Origin of the sequence: Rhizobium sp. 11_C7_N12_5 (assembly GCF_051811145.1) — a bacterium.
GTDB classification, from domain to species: domain Bacteria; phylum Pseudomonadota; class Alphaproteobacteria; order Rhizobiales; family Rhizobiaceae; genus Rhizobium; species Rhizobium lusitanum.
Window position 1 is genome coordinate 2,402,221 of sequence record NZ_JBPWPY010000001.1, and the last position, 14,953, is coordinate 2,417,173.

Here is a 14,953-nt window from a genome sequence, read left to right on the forward strand (position 1 = left end):
CGGCCGTCAATTGGACAGAGATATGGTCGCCACGATGCGGCCGATGCCGTAGTCGAAGACGATAGCCTGCCGCTGGCCGCTGGCGAGCGTGCCGTAAAACAGCACCTGGTTTGCCGAAAGAGCCGTGGACTGGACGGTGAAGCCCGCCGGCAGCAAAGCCGTCACGGCCACGGGAGCATCCGAAGGAATGTTGGAGGCAGCCTGGCCTGCCGGCTTTGCCGCCGGCCGCATCGTCTTGTAGACAACGGCGCCGAAGACAGCCATAAGGCTCACCACCATGACGGCCGCGGAGATGATCTGCAGGCGGATCATCTTGCGTCGGACACTCTCCAGGGCCGGATCGAGGGGCTTTTCCTCTTGATCGTCTGGCTCGAGATTTGTCATCGATGCGTCCTTGCTGATTGAGAGCGCCCTCGAGCGCCGGAGAAATACGTTTGAGCGACCCCTTTAAAGAAGCCGCGGGCAATAGAAAAGTCCTAACCGCCGATGAAAGCGCCGAAGGCCGGCTCGATGCGTGGCTGACCGCGGAGCTCGGCAAGGAATTTTCCCGCAGTCGCGTCCAGGCTCTGATCAAAGAAGGCGTAGTGCTGCTGAACGGCAAGCCGGTGACCGATGCCAAGCGCAAGGTGCGCCCCGGCGACGTCTACGAGATCACCCTGCCCGAGCCCGAGGACCCGACGCCGCAGGGCGAGGATATTCCGCTCGACGTGCTCTACGAGGATGAAGACATCATCGTCATCGCCAAGCCTGCCGGGCTCGTCGTCCATCCGGCCGCCGGCAATTGGACCGGCACGCTTGTCAACGCGCTGATCCATCATTGCGGCGACAGCCTTTCCGGCATCGGCGGCGTGCGCCGCCCGGGCATCGTGCATCGGCTGGACAAGGACACGACCGGCGTCATGGTCGTCGCCAAGAACGACGTCGCCCATCGGCACCTCTCCCTGCAATTTGCCGATCACGGCAGGACGACATCGCTGGAACGCGCCTATCAGGCGATCGTCTGGGGACGCCCCCGCCAGCTCATTGGTACCGTCAATGCGCCTCTCGGACGTTCGAACAACGACCGCACACGGCGCGCTGTCAAGCGCCCGGGCTCTCAGGACGCCGACGAGGCCATCACGCATTACGAAGTGCTGGAGCGTTTCCACGAGGCGCCGGATGCGACCGCCCTCGCCTCATTGGTCGACTGCCATCTCGAGACGGGCCGGACCCATCAGATCCGCGTGCACATGGCGCACATCGGCCATCCGCTCTTGGGCGACGCCGTCTATGGCGGCGGCTTCAAGACCAAGGCCAATCTTCTGCCGGAGGCGGCAAAGGAAGTCGTCAATCGCTTCACGCGCCAGGCCCTGCATGCCTACATGCTGCAATTCGAACATCCGCGAACCGGCGAAATCATGCATTTCGAAGCGCCGCTGCCCGACGATATGGAAGACCTGGCAGCTGCGCTCCGCGCATGAGCGGCAACTCCTCACGATGAATGCCCGGCTGGACGCCTGCCCCTTGTCGGCCTATACTCTCTCCCAGAGGGCCGAACTCCGGTGCACCTTCGGTTATCAGAAACGCGGACGCGTTTTTGGAGGCCGATATGGTTGAAACTTATCGTGCCGGAGCATTCGGGAGGAGAATCACAAGGGCGGTATCACGGCGAGACGAGCGGTCACGTCGGGGTAACACTTGCGTGACACTGTTCTTGAATCGCCGTTTCGCCATACTTATCTGTACATCGGTTCAGTGCGGGGTTTTCGTAACCCGCACGCCTTGGTCCGCTTCGCAGAAGGCGCGCAATACGCCCCCAGAAGGAACCAAATCTCGAATTAGGAGGGTGCATTCATGACCCGTAATACCTTACCGTCCATCGCAGCCGGAGAAGCCGGCCTCAATCGCTATCTCGACGAGATCCGCAAGTTCCCCATGCTGGAACCGCAGGAAGAGTACATGCTCGCCAAGCGTTATGCGGAACATGCTGACCGTCAGGCCGCACACAAGCTCGTCACCAGCCATCTGCGTCTCGTGGCGAAGATCGCCATGGGCTATCGCGGTTATGGCCTGCCGATCGGCGAAGTCGTGTCGGAAGGCAATGTCGGCCTGATGCAGGCCGTGAAGAAGTTCGATCCGGAGCGCGGTTTCCGTTTGGCAACCTATGCCATGTGGTGGATCAAGGCTTCGATCCAGGAATATATCCTGCGCTCCTGGTCGTTGGTGAAAATGGGCACGACCGCTAACCAGAAGCGCCTGTTCTTCAACCTGCGCCGGCTGAAGGGTCGTATCCAGGCCATCGATGAAGGTGACCTGAAGCCGGAGCATGTCTCCGAGATCGCCACCAAGTTGAACGTCTCGGAGGAGGAGGTCATTTCGATGAACCGCCGCCTTTCAGGTGACGCTTCGCTGAATGCGCCGATCAAGGCCTCCGAAGGCGATTCAGGCCAGTGGCAAGATTGGCTGGTGGACGATCATGAGAGCCAGGAAGCCGTACTGATCGAGCAGGACGAACTTGATACGCGCCGCCGTATGCTGGCGCGCGCGATGGGCGTGCTGAACGACCGCGAACGCCGCATCTTCGAGGCTCGCCGCCTTGCCGATGATCCTGTGACGCTGGAGGACCTCTCGTCCGAGTTCGATATCAGCCGCGAACGCGTCCGCCAGATCGAAGTCCGTGCCTTCGAAAAGGTTCAGGAAGCGGTACAGAAGGATGCGCTCGAGCGCGCCAAAGCCCTGCGGGTCGTGGAAGCAACGGCTTGACGCTTTCGATTTAAGCGTTTCATCACAACATGAAAAAGGCGGGCCTCGCGGCCCGCCTTTTTCGTATTAATCGACTGAGAATAGCTTACTGACCGCTCGAGGCGACACCGCCGAGCGCCTGCCATTCCCCGATCGCCTTGTTGAAAGCGTCGGTGCCGGTCGGCCCCTTCTCCATCGTCAGCAAGGCACGGCGGCCGTTGCGATAGACGACGGGAATGTCGATCCAGTTGCGGGTCTTCAAAAGGTCGAGATTGGTCTTGCGCGCATCCGGGAAATCGTTGAGTGCGACCATGTAGACGTCGTCGGTGACCTTGGCCGGCACCGCGATCAGCGCATCGCCACGATCCTGCTCGGTCGACTTAAGGGCGATGCGCTGGACGTTGTCGATCGCACCACCCTCGAAATTCGGCGGAACCTGAAAAGCGAGCTCGATCAGATGGCTTGCCGGCAGCGAAGGGTCGCCATTGCGGGAAACGGTGATCGTGGCTGTCAGGCCGCGTTCCGGAACGTTGATAAGGCCCTGGACCGAAGGTTCCGGCCGGCCATCAGCGCCCTTGCCTTCCTGTACCGACCAAGTGACGGTGCCTTCGAAGGCAGCCGGAGACGTCTGACCGAGGCGCTCCTCATAGAGAAAGACTTTCTGCCCGTCCGTGACCGGAGCCGTCTGCTGCGTAACGGGCGGCGGCTGGTTGGCTGGGGCCTGCTGTTGCGGTTGGGCCGCGGGAGCCTGCTGACCGGTCGAAGCCGGCGGGGCAACCGCGGCGGTCACGGGCGGCTGGGTCTGAGGCGCGGCAACCGCGTTGCCAGCAGGCAGCGCCGCTGCTGCGGCAGCGGGTGCTGCTGAAGCGACATTCTGCTCGGCTACGGACTTGCCCTCAACGACGCCCGGTTGGCCGTTTGCAGCCGGCCCTTGATCCTCTTCCGTACCGTCAGGCCGAAGACGCTGCGTGAATTTCGTAGCGACCGTATTGGGGTCGTTGTTCAATGCGGCGACATCCGTATTGCCGGCAGCAGGTGGCTGAGCAGCGGCGGCGTTGGTTTGGGTCTGAGCCGGCGCAGCCGATGGCTGTGCGGAAGCCGCAGCACTGCTGTTGCTGTTTGCCGCATCTGAAGCGGGAGGTGCCGCGGACGTGTTCTTCGGTGCGGAACTGACGAGTTTCGTTACCATGTTGTTGAGCGCATCGCGATTGAGCCAGGCGGCATAGCCGCCGCCACCGACGATGGCGAGGCCGACGAGCGTGAGAACGACGCTGGTGGCATTGAAACGCCGGCGCTTCGGCTCCATGCGGAAGCTTCTGCCCTGCAGCTTTGCCGACATGGCCTGATCGAGATCGGGCGGAACGGAAGAACCGCTGCCTCGCTGGTCTTCGCCCCGTTTGTCGAAACCGGCGAGCTCCTTCAGCTCGCGCCAGCCATCGCCGGCGGCTTCGTTCGCAAGCGCGCCCTTCGACGAAGAATGCACGTCGGCAAAGAGGTCGACGTCTTCAAAGGCGTTGTCCGGCACCTGCCGGGCAGGCTGCACCGGCTGGGGAGCTGCCGGCGTCGGCTGAAGCTCCTCGAAAACATCCGCGTCCCATACGAAGCCCTTGTTGCCGGCAGGTGCCTTCGCCGCTTCAGCCGGCTCGACGGCGTGGCCGAATGGCATCTCGGCAAAAACAGCAGCAGGCATCACGGGCTCGTCAGGCTGTGAAATCGCTGGTTCCGGCGCGCTGCGGCGGGCAGGTGCATCAACCTCCGCCCAAATCTCTTCGACCTGGCTTATGACATCGTCAACCGGTGCCCTGCTCGCTTGAAATGACGGGGCGGCGTGGGCGGGTTCGGTAACAACCTCCGGCGCTTCCTCAGCATAGTCCTTCGGCTCGTCATGATAAGCCGGTTCGGGAGCCGGCTCTTCGTGGAGCTCGGCGTGATGTTCCGCCGCGGCATGCTGCGGCTCGCTCCATTCTTCTACAGGCTCGTGCTCGTGCGTCCGGTCGGGCTCGACATCCGCAACCGGCTCCTCGTAAGCGGGCTCCTCATGGGCATGAACCTCGGCGGGAGCCTGCTCGGGCTCTTCTACGTGAGGTTCCGCAACGGCATGATGCTCCTGAACTGGCTCGGGCGCGACCTCCTCGTGAATCGCAGGCGCTTCCGCGATTGGCTCATCGGTCGCCGGCAAGGCTTCCGCATGTTCGGCCTCAACCTCGACGATCGCAGCTTCGAGCTTGTCCAGCTGGCGGCGCAGCATCTCCTCGGGCGGGCGCGGCTTCATGCTCTCGAGCTGCCGCTGAACGGCACCACGAGCTCGATCGTAAACCTTGACCCGCATCTCGGGATTGTTTTCCGTCAGGCCATCCACGGCCCGTCGAATGACTGCTACAAAATCCGCCATCAGTACTTTCTCATGATACCCGGCAAGCAGCCGGGCCGGGATTCGTCATTGATCCGTAACTCTAGCCCTCAAAGGGGTCGGTCACAAGTATAGTGTCCTCGCGCTCCGGGCTGGTCGAAAGCATCGCCACAGGCGCGCCGATCAGCTCTTCCACCTGCCGGACATACTTGATCGCCTGCGCCGGCAAATCGGCCCATTTGCGGGCGCCTACGGTCGATTCCTTCCAGCCTTCGAGCGTGATGTAGATCGGCTCGACACGAGCCTGGGCGGCCTGGCTTGCCGGCAGATAGTCGATTTCCTTGCCGTCGAGTTTGTAGCCGATGCAGATCTTCAACTCGTCAAGGCCGTCGAGCACGTCGAGCTTGGTAAGCGCAATGCCGGTAATACCCGAGGTCTTCACCGTCTGGCGCACCAGCACGGCATCGAACCAGCCGCAGCGGCGCGGGCGACCGGTGTTGACACCGACTTCGCGACCGACGGTCGACAGGTGCTTGCCGATTTCGTCATGCAGCTCGCAGGGGAACGGCCCCTCGCCGACGCGCGTCGTATAGGCCTTGGTGATGCCGAGCACATAGCCGAGCGCCGTCGGGCCGAGACCGGAGCCGGCTGCCGCCTGCCCCGCCACGGTGTTGGACGAGGTCACGAACGGATAGGTGCCGTGGTCGTTGTCGAGCAACGCACCCTGTGCGCCTTCGAATAGGATGCGGGCACCCGCCTTGCGCTGCTCATCGAGCAGCCGCCAGACCTGATCGATATAAGGAAGAATGTGCTCCGCAACCGAGGTCAACTCGTTGTGCAGGGCATCGAAGGAAATCTCGTCGAGGCCCATGCCGCGGCGCAGGGCATTGTGATGGGTCAGAAGCCGGTCGATCTTCGCGGGCAGCGTTCCCGGTTCGGTCAGATCCACGACGCGGATGGCGCGGCGGCCGACCTTGTCTTCATAGGCCGGGCCGATGCCGCGGCGCGTCGTGCCGATCTTCGTGCCGCTGTTGGAAGCGGCATCTTCGCGTAAAGCGTCGAGATCGCGGTGCAGCGACAGAATCAGCGGCGCGTTTTCAGCGATGCGCAGGACATCCGGCGTAACCGCAATACCCTGGGCACGCAGCCTATCGACTTCGGCTACGAAATGATGAGGATCGACGACAACGCCGTTTCCGATGACGCTCAGCTTGCCGCGCACCAGCCCGGAGGGCAGGAGCGCGAGCTTATAGCTGACGCCATCGACGACAAGCGTATGACCGGCATTATGGCCGCCCTGAAAGCGTACAATCACATCGGCGCGTTCCGAAAGCCAGTCGACAATCTTGCCCTTGCCTTCATCGCCCCATTGCGAACCGATCACTACTACGTTCGTCATTTCTCCATTCCCGCTTCCTGCGCACGGCGGCGCGCCTTGCTCAAACCCGCGCATCTATAAAGCTTTGTTTTTGGGAAAGCGACCCTGTTGTCCCAGGAGATTCGGCTTTTTACGTGACGAATCCGCGCGCCCAACACGATTTTTCCCGCCGGCTGGCCGGATAGGCTTGAAGATCGCCCTACCCGGCCAAGACCGATTCTCTGTCAAATGCCGGGCTTGTGCGCGACAACGTGGAAATATTCGTGTTCGGCCGACGCCACCGCGCCGATCGCCTTTCCATCCAGGTCAAGCAGCAATGCCGGCATGGCAAAGCCGGCTTCAGCCAGTTGCGACTGCAGTTGCGTCGGCGTCGTCGCATAGACCATGACACCGAAATCATGCGCGCCGTGCAGCAGGACAGCATGCTCGCCGTCCCATTGTTCAAGCGGCTTCAGACGACGCTGGCGCAACGTACCGGAAACGCGGCCCTCGACGTAGCGAAGGGTGCGCACGCCGAGCCGTACCGGATTGGGTGTCCATTCCAGCCGGCATCCATATGCTCGAAACGGAGATCGGGATGATTGGTGCGGCAAAGCTCGACCATCTCCGGCGTATAGTCGATACCGATATAATCGCTCGCAATCGGACGCAAGAGCCCGGCCGTACGGCCGCCGCCAACGCCGATATCGAGGATGCGCGCCCTGCCCGCTTGCGGGGCGGCGATCGCAAAAGCGACACGCTCGCCTTCTTTGAGATGGCCGCTGCTGCGACGATAATCCCGCAAGGCCCAGGGACTACGCCAAGTCTACCGATTGACGGTTTCCATTACATGCATGGCTGGACTCCATTTTAAAATGAACGCTTCGGTTGCTCAATTCCCCCAGCTCATCAGTTGCCAATTCCCCACGGCACCTACGCGATCCATATAGCAGGTCGCACCGGACCTGCAGCATCACAAGGCTGGTCAAGCCCTCGATCCGGCCGTTAATCGTTTGTTAAGGTAAAAATCGCGCACACGCCTGGCGCGACAATGGGCTGAACTAGCCGAGTTCGAGCGTGGTCACGCCGAAAACACGATCGAGCGGTATTTCCGGCGCCTGACCGCGATACATGCGCGCCGTCTCGAAGATGGGCGACAGACCGAAGTCCTCTGCAAGCCTGATGGCCTGAGCATTATCAGCCGGCACATCCATATAGATATGCGCACCCTTGGCCTCGGTCACCATCCTCGCCAGCAACGCAGCCGCGACCTCCGGCTTGTTGGCAAACAGCGGACCGATCTTGTAGCCGTCGAAACAGCGCCGGATGGTGCCATAGCCGCGAACTCTGCTGCCACCACCGACGATGAAGGATTTCCGTCTCTCGGGAGAGCCGCACCACGCCTTGATGAAGGAATGGCGCAAGCCGGGGAAAATGGCGGCATCGTATTCCAATAGTCCCTGAAGCTTCCCATGCGTGACCGGCGTTACCTGTGCAGCCTGCTCGCCTGCGTCTAGCACTTTGGGAATGCCGCCATAGCGCAGCGTTCGATAGGCCGCTTTGAAACCGTAACGGCTGTAATTTTCCTGTTGCGCGGCGACGCCGTCCAGCCCGACGGTACGGTCGCCGGTAAGCGCCATGCCCTTGTTCCAGAGCTGCTTGCCATATCCTCGGCCGCGAAACTCCGGATGAAGCATATAAAGGCCGAGAAAGGCAAAGCTCTCGCCATAGCGGACGACGGAGATGCATCCCACAGGCACCTCTCCAATCGCGCCGACCAGAAAGCCGGAAGGATCCGCTTCCCAAAAGGCCGGAGCATCATCGACGCCGGGATTCCATCCCTCCTGCCGAGCCCATTCCAGAGCGAGCTCCAATTCCCCAGCCCGCATTGTACGCACGGCAAAAGTCGATTTCATGCAATAGTCCCGAACCACCGTTTCGAACCGTCCCCGCCGAACGATTGCGCCCGATTCATCATGCTGCAACGCGATGCCAATCACAAGCGACAGACGACGACAAGCTTAACGCAGGAAGCTTTCGCCGCGCGCGGAATGCAACATCCCGAACGCCGTAACCGCGCAAGCCGCTCTTTGTAACACTCCTGTCGCAACTTTCCGGATAAGAGCATCGCATATAGGCGTCACCGGCGATCCTGTGTATAAGCGCAGGCAAACGCCAATGCCGGGATCGCGTTCACTCGCTGAACCCGGCGCCAGCAAAAGGATTGAAATTTCATGCGCATCACCATGATCGGCTCAGGGTATGTGGGGCTCGTGTCCGGCGTTTGCTTCGCCGATTTCGGCCATGATGTCATTTGTGTCGACAAGGACGTGAGCAAGATCGAAGCACTGCAGCGGGGCGAGATACCGATCTTCGAACCCGGTCTTGAGCAGCTTGTCGCGGACAATGTCCGCGCCGGCCGCCTCTCCTTCACGACAGAGGTCGAGGCGAGCGTCGCAGCCAGCGATGTGGTCTTCATCGCCGTCGGCACGCCTTCAAGGCGCGGCGACGGCCATGCCGATCTTTCCTATGTTTATGCCGCCGCCCGTGAGATCGCGCAGCATGTCGACGGTTTCACCGTCATCGTCACCAAGTCGACGGTACCGGTCGGCACCGGCGACGAGGTCGAGCGCATCATTCGCGAAACCAATCCACAGGCCGATGTCGCCGTGGTCTCCAATCCCGAATTCCTGCGTGAAGGCGCTGCTATCGAGGACTTCAAGCGGCCGGACCGCATCGTCATCGGCCTCAACGACGACCGCGCCCGCGGTGTCATGACGGAAGTCTACCGGCCGCTCTACCTTAACCAAGCACCGCTGCTCTTCACTGCCCGCCGCACCTCGGAGCTGATCAAATACGCCGCCAACGCCTTCCTCGCCATGAAGATCACCTTCATCAACGAGATGGCAGATCTCTGCGAGAAGGTCGGCGCCAATGTGCAGGAAGTGTCGCGCGGCATCGGCCTTGACGGCCGCATCGGTTCGAAATTCCTGCATGCCGGCCCTGGCTATGGCGGCTCCTGCTTCCCGAAGGACACGTTGGCGCTGGCCAAGACAGCGCAGGACTTCGACACACCCGTACGCCTCATCGAAACCACCATCTCCATCAACGATAATCGCAAGCGCGCCATGGGCCGCAAGGTGATCGCCGCGATGGGCGGCGATATCAGGGGCAAGGCGATTGCCGTCCTCGGCCTGACCTTCAAGCCGAATACCGACGACATGCGCGACAGCCCGGCGATCTCTGTCATCCAGACGCTGCAGGACGCCGGCGCCACGGTAACGGGCTACGACCCCGAAGGCATGGACAATGCCCGGCTGGTGATCGACAACATCACCTATGCCGACGACGCCTATGGCGCAGCGCGCGGCGCCGATGCGCTCGTCATCGTCACCGAATGGAACCAGTTCCGCGCGCTGGATTTCGCGCGGCTCAAATCCATCATGAAATCGCCCGTCCTTGTCGACCTCAGAAATATCTATCGCCATGAGGAGGTCACAAAGCACGGCTTTGCCTATACCAGTATCGGCAGACCGATGAACGGCGCCGAACTGTAAGCAAAGGCCGACCAATGCGTTATCTCATCACCGGAACCGCCGGGTTCATCGGCTTCCATCTTGCAAAGCGCCTGCTCGACGAAGGCCACTTCGTCGTCGGTTTCGACGGCATGACGCCTTATTACGACGTCAAGCTCAAGGAGAAGCGCACAGCCATCCTGGCACGCTCCAACGGCTTCAAAGCCGTCACCGGCATGCTGGAAGACAAGGCCGCGCTGGATCACGCCGCAGAGCTGGCGGAACCTGACGTCATCGTCCACCTCGCGGCCCAGGCCGGCGTTCGCTACAGCCTCGAAAATCCGCGCTCTTACGTCGATTCCAACGTCACCGGCTCGTTCAACGTCCTGGAACTGGCGAGAAACCTGCAGCCGAAACACCTGCTGCTCGCCTCCACCTCCTCCGTCTACGGCGCCAACGAGAAGATCCCCTTCGCCGAAAGCGATAAGGCCGACGAGCAGATGACGATCTACGCGGCGACCAAGAAGAGCATGGAGCTGATGGCGCATAGCTACGCCCATCTCTTTCACGTGCCCACGACCGCCTTCCGTTTCTTCACCGTCTACGGCCCCTGGGGTCGCCCGGACATGGCGCTGTTCAAGTTCGTCGACGCTATCAGGAACGACAGGCCGATCGAGATCTACGGCGAAGGCAAGATGAGCCGCGATTTCACCTATATCGACGATCTCGTCGAAGGTATCATCAGGCTGATCGGCGTCATTCCATCGGAAGAAAACCGGGTCGTATCGGATACGATCACCGATACGCTCTCGAAGAACGCCCCCTTCCGCGTCGTCAATATCGGCGGCGGCCAGCCGGTGGGGTTGATGACGTTCGTCGAGACCATCGAGACCATGCTCGGCAAGAAGGCGATCCGCCAGATGCTGCCGATGCAGCCCGGCGACGTGCACAATACCTATGCCGTTCCGGACTTGCTGGTAGCGTTGACCGGCTTCAAGCCGCAGATCGAAGTCGACGAGGGCGTGCGCCGCTTCGTCGAGTGGTATCAGGAAAATTATTGAGGAAAACGACTATCCGGCCGGGTGATAGGCCCGGTCGAAATAGATAAGTCCCTGCCCGCCGTCACGCAGGCGGATAGCATCGACTTCGCACATCAGAATGTCGTGCGTTCCGCCATCGGCCTGGCGCACGATGCGGCAGTCGAACGAGACGAGCGCATCCTCCAGTACGGGCGCACCGGTGGCCAATTCTGACCATGCAGCGGCCGCAAAGCGCTCCTCGACCGGCGTTTTGCCGCCGAAAAGGCGCGAAAGATCCTGATGTGCCTCGGATAGGACGTTGACGCAGAGCACGCCATTCTCAGTCACCGCCGGATGCACCGAAGCACCACGATTGAGGCAGACGAGCAAGGTCGGCGGGCTGTCGGTGACGCTGCAGACGGCGGTCGCGGCAAAACCAGCCAGTCCGGCAGGGCCGTTGGTCGTGACGATGTTAACGGCTGCGGCCATTCGCGCCATGGCGTTGCGAAATTCGGCTCGCACAGCATCGGGATCGGCAACAGGCACCGCATTCTCGATCGCCACGGACGTTTTCATGTTCATTCCCACTATCCCCACAACTCGCGCCGGATGATCCAACGTATCGGGTCGAGGCGCTTATCTCAAGCAACGGCGTTTCACGGAAGCGGCATCCAATAAGCAATTAGTTTTCTATAAAATCTATCAACAATAGGAAAAGCAATCCCTCCCGCTGACATCTGGGGTATTTCCGCCTGTTACATGCAAGCGGAATGCCAAAACTTGCGGCTTGCGATGGCCGTGCATTGCAAGTGCACGCAAAAAGGCAGCGGCACGCCCGCAAATTGATGCTTTCCACCGCCATCATCCTTACCGTATCCGTTTAGCCACAAGATGCAGACGAGAGGATATGGCAAATGGCAAAGCCCTTTTATTGGAACGAACTCAATACCTATGATTTCGCCGGCCTCTCGCCCGATACCACGATCGCCATCCTGCCGATCGCCTCGACTGAACAGCATGGCCCGCATCTGCCGATTGCGACTGATGTCGCGATCGCCGAGGGCATGCTGGCGGAATTGAAGGTTCAGCGCCCCGACGATCTGGATTTCCTTGTGCTGCCGACGCAGGAAATCGGCAAGGCCAACGAACATATCTACGGGCCCGGCACGCTGTCGCTCGGCGCGGAGCTGCTGATCCCGGTCTGGACTGCAATTGGCGCGAAAGTCGCCGAAGCCGGCATTCGCAAGATGGTGATCGTCAATTCCCATGGCGGCAATCTCGATATCATGGGCATTGTCGCGCGCGAGCTGCGCGTGCGCCATCAGATGGCCGTCGTCGCCACCCAATGGACGCGCTTCGGCACGCCGGATGGCATGATCGACGAGCATGAACAGCGTTTCGGAATCCACGGCGGCGATGTCGAAACCTCGCTCATGCTGCATTTCCGGCCCGAACTCGTGCGGATGGACAAGGCTGAGAATTTCGCCTCCAAGGCGGAATGGATGAAGGAACATTCCAAATATCTGCAGCCGTTGCCGCCGCATTCGCTTGCCTGGATCGCGCACGACCTCAACCCGAACGGCGTCGTCGGCAATGCCGCCAACGGCACGGCGGAAAAGGGCGCGCTCATCTGCCGGCATCAGATCGCAGGCTTCGTCGAGATGCTGCGCGATCTTCGCGACTATCCGCTCTCCAACCTTTATTCGAAATAAGCATCCCCGCGGCGGCGTTCCGAGGGCAGGATGATATGCCCCTTCGCCTGCAATTCCTCGACCATTCCGGCCAGTTCGGCGAGCAGATATTCGACGAACAGGCTGGTTGCGGCATCGAGCGGCGCACGCGTTCGGGCAAAGAGCTTCATGGGCTGAGACCGTGAATGTGGTTCGGCAATCGGCCGGAATACCAGTTCGCCGCGCCGACAATCGGTGATGACGTCGAGCGGATTGAGCAGCGTCAGCCCTGCCCCGCACTTGACCAATTGCTTCAGCATTTCCGATGCATTGCTCTCCAGCACCGGCTCGACCTGCACGGCGAGACGCGCCAGCGTCAGATTGATAACGTCCCTGAGGCTGGTGCCCGGCTGCGCCAGCAGCAAGCGCTCCTCCACGACATCAGCGAGGTTGATCGGCCCCGGCCCGATCAGGGGATGGCCGGGCGGCAGCACGACGCCGATCGGAATATCGAAATTGCCGAGCGAGCGGATGCCGGGCGTCGCCGGTATGTTGAAGCCGAGGCCGATATCGACTTCGCCCGAAAGCACCGGCGCCATTGTCGTCGAGCCGGAATCGTTGCGCAGCTGAATGAAGACGCGCGGATGCTCGGCGAGAAAGCGCGCGATGATCTCTGGCAACGGCCCTGACGCCAGCCCGACCGTTGCCACGATCCGGACCTTGCCTGCCTGCTGCATCTTGAGGCTGCGGATGCGTCCCTCCAGCCGCTCGTAGTTCTTCAACACGTCGCGAATGTGCTCGATGCAGAGCTCGCCGGCCGCCGTCAGCCGCAGGCCGCGCGGCAGGCGTTCGAAGAGTGGAGCGCCCATTTCTTCCTCCAGCGCCAGAATCTGCCGGTTGATCGCCGATGAAGCGACGTTGAGCCGTGCCGCTGCTTTGCGGATCGAGCCGCAGCGGGCGATTTCGTTGATGTAAAGAAGCCGTCTCGAGTGCAGCATGCGCATCCCCATTGCATAAATTTTGCCCAGGCCGCACAATTTAGGCACAGACCCAGGGACAGATGCCTAAAAGGCATCAATGCGCACGAATTTTGATGCTTTTCAAAGCGCAACGCAACCGCTCAAATGCAGAAAATGGGCGTCACTGGCGGCGTCCCATGGCAGATAAGGGGAACAGTCAGCCATGTTTAGGGCATTGAAGACAAAAGCATTTCTCGCCGTCATCGGCCTATCGGCCGCCATCGCCGCTGCAGAGCCCGCAAATGCTCTCGACAAAGTCACCTACGGCACCAACTGGCTCGCCCAGGCGGAACATGGCGGCTTCTATCAAGCCGTCGCCGACGGGACCTACAAGAAATACGGTCTTGACGTGACGATCGTCCAGGGCGGCCCCAATGCCGCCAACTCGGCGCTGCTGATTTCCGGCAAGATCGATTTCTACATGGGCGGACCACAGCAGGAAATCGACGCGGTGAAGCAGGGCATCCCGGTCGTCGACGTCGCCGCGATCTTCCAGAAGGATCCGCAGGTGCTGATCGCCCATCCGGATGCCGGTGTCGAGAAGTTCGAGGATCTTGCCAAGCTGCCGACGCTGTTCATGAGCAAGGACGGCTACATCACCTATTTCGAATGGATGAAGGCGAACTATTCCGGCTTCAAGGACGAGCAGTTCAAGCCTTACAACTTCAGCCCGGCGCCGTTCCTGGCCGACAAGCAGTCCGCCCAGCAGGGATATCTGACCTCCGAGCCCTATGAGATCGAAAAGCAGACCGGCTGGAAGCCGAAAGTCTTCCTGATCGCCGACGCCGGCTATTCGCCCTATTCGACGATGATCACGACCCAGACCTCCCTGGTTCAGAAAAACCCCGATCTGGTGCAGCGCTTCGTCAACGCCTCGATCGAGGGCTGGTACAACTATCTCTACGGTGACAACAAGGCGGCCAACGATCTGATCAAGAAGGACAATCCCGACATGACGGACGGCCAGATCGCCTATTCCATCGCCAAGATGAAGGAATACGGCATCGTCGAGTCCGGTGAAGCGCTCGACAAGGGCATCGGCTGCATTACCGATGCGCACTACAAGAAGTTTTTCGACGAGATGGTGCAGATCAAGGTCTTCGATGCCGACATCGACTACAAGAAGGCGTTCGATCCGCAATTCGTCTGCAAGGGATTTGGAATGGCCCTGAAGAAGTAAGTTTTAGCACCTCCCCCTTGAGAGGGGGGAGGTCGCCGCAAAGCGGCGGGTGGGCGTGACGCTCCGAGATTCCGTAGGATCACCCCACCCCGGAGCCTTGCTCCGACACTCCCCTCAAGGGG

14 protein-coding genes are annotated in these 14,953 nt (G+C 61.0%); 6 read left to right on the forward strand and 8 right to left on the reverse strand.

Annotated elements, in window-relative coordinates; translation table 11 throughout:
* Positions 1-6: 6 nt before the first annotated feature.
* Positions 7-384, reverse strand: a complete 378-nt coding sequence (locus AB8B29_RS11865; protein WP_037195244.1) for a hypothetical protein — start codon at positions 382-384, stop codon at positions 7-9.
* Positions 385-434: 50 nt separating this feature from the next.
* Here AB8B29_RS11865 and AB8B29_RS11870 point away from each other — a divergent pair, with 50 nt between their 5' ends.
* Positions 435-1,460, forward strand: a complete 1,026-nt coding sequence (locus AB8B29_RS11870) for an RluA family pseudouridine synthase (RefSeq protein WP_047638738.1) — start codon at positions 435-437, stop codon at positions 1,458-1,460.
* 373 nt (positions 1,461-1,833) lie between these two features.
* Positions 1,834-2,742, forward strand: coding sequence for an RNA polymerase sigma factor RpoH (gene rpoH, locus AB8B29_RS11875; RefSeq protein ID WP_034503797.1), 909 nt, complete (start codon positions 1,834-1,836; stop codon positions 2,740-2,742).
* Positions 2,743-2,827: 85 nt separating this feature from the next.
* Here the strand turns inward: rpoH and AB8B29_RS11880 are convergent, their stop codons facing one another.
* The 5 genes from AB8B29_RS11880 to AB8B29_RS11900 form a co-directional block, all read right to left on the reverse strand.
* A complete protein-coding gene (locus tag AB8B29_RS11880) occupies positions 2,828-5,113 on the reverse strand; it encodes a hypothetical protein (protein ID WP_047562394.1) in 2,286 nt (761 codons plus the stop codon).
* A gap of 61 nt (positions 5,114-5,174) precedes the next feature.
* On the reverse strand, positions 5,175-6,470 hold the full coding sequence (locus tag AB8B29_RS11885; protein ID WP_113118447.1) for an adenylosuccinate synthase: 1,296 nt from the start codon (positions 6,468-6,470) through the stop codon (positions 5,175-5,177).
* A 203-nt stretch (positions 6,471-6,673) separates the two neighbouring features.
* Positions 6,674-6,919, reverse strand: coding sequence for a hypothetical protein (locus tag AB8B29_RS11890; RefSeq protein WP_439006543.1), 246 nt, complete (start codon positions 6,917-6,919; stop codon positions 6,674-6,676).
* Complete coding sequence (locus AB8B29_RS11895; protein ID WP_439006544.1) at positions 6,901-7,233, reverse strand: class I SAM-dependent methyltransferase; 333 nt, start codon at positions 7,231-7,233, stop codon at positions 6,901-6,903. Before AB8B29_RS11895 ends, AB8B29_RS11890 begins: the two co-directional genes overlap by 19 nt.
* A 256-nt stretch (positions 7,234-7,489) precedes the next feature.
* On the reverse strand, positions 7,490-8,344 hold the full coding sequence (locus AB8B29_RS11900) for a GNAT family N-acetyltransferase (RefSeq protein ID WP_113118514.1): 855 nt from the start codon (positions 8,342-8,344) through the stop codon (positions 7,490-7,492).
* A 318-nt stretch (positions 8,345-8,662) separates the two neighbouring features.
* Between AB8B29_RS11900 and AB8B29_RS11905 the strand changes: the two genes are divergently transcribed.
* Together AB8B29_RS11905 and AB8B29_RS11910 are read left to right on the forward strand one after the other, a co-directional pair.
* Positions 8,663-9,985, forward strand: coding sequence for a UDP-glucose dehydrogenase family protein (locus AB8B29_RS11905; protein WP_047562387.1), 1,323 nt, complete (start codon positions 8,663-8,665; stop codon positions 9,983-9,985).
* Positions 9,986-9,999: 14 nt separating this feature from the next.
* Positions 10,000-11,004: an NAD-dependent epimerase gene (locus AB8B29_RS11910; protein ID WP_113118446.1), complete on the forward strand. Its 1,005-nt coding sequence runs from the start codon at positions 10,000-10,002 to the stop codon at positions 11,002-11,004.
* Positions 11,005-11,013: 9 nt separating this feature from the next.
* On the opposite strand, the gene rutF is transcribed toward AB8B29_RS11910, so the two are convergent.
* On the reverse strand, positions 11,014-11,538 hold the full coding sequence (gene rutF / locus AB8B29_RS11915; protein ID WP_037195448.1) for an NADH-dependent FMN reductase RutF: 525 nt from the start codon (positions 11,536-11,538) through the stop codon (positions 11,014-11,016).
* A gap of 338 nt (positions 11,539-11,876) precedes the next feature.
* On the opposite strand from rutF, the gene AB8B29_RS11920 reads away from it, so the two are divergent.
* Positions 11,877-12,674, forward strand: a complete 798-nt coding sequence (locus tag AB8B29_RS11920) for a creatininase family protein (RefSeq protein ID WP_037195256.1) — start codon at positions 11,877-11,879, stop codon at positions 12,672-12,674.
* Here AB8B29_RS11920 and AB8B29_RS11925 read toward each other — a convergent pair.
* A complete protein-coding gene (locus tag AB8B29_RS11925) occupies positions 12,662-13,630 on the reverse strand; it encodes a LysR substrate-binding domain-containing protein (RefSeq protein ID WP_047638791.1) in 969 nt (322 codons plus the stop codon). The two genes, AB8B29_RS11920 and AB8B29_RS11925, sit on opposite strands and share 13 nt — an antisense overlap.
* A gap of 184 nt (positions 13,631-13,814) precedes the next feature.
* On the opposite strand from AB8B29_RS11925, the gene AB8B29_RS11930 reads away from it, so the two are divergent.
* Positions 13,815-14,831: an ABC transporter substrate-binding protein gene (locus tag AB8B29_RS11930; protein ID WP_037195258.1), complete on the forward strand. Its 1,017-nt coding sequence runs from the start codon at positions 13,815-13,817 to the stop codon at positions 14,829-14,831.
* Positions 14,832-14,953: the final 122 nt, after the last annotated feature.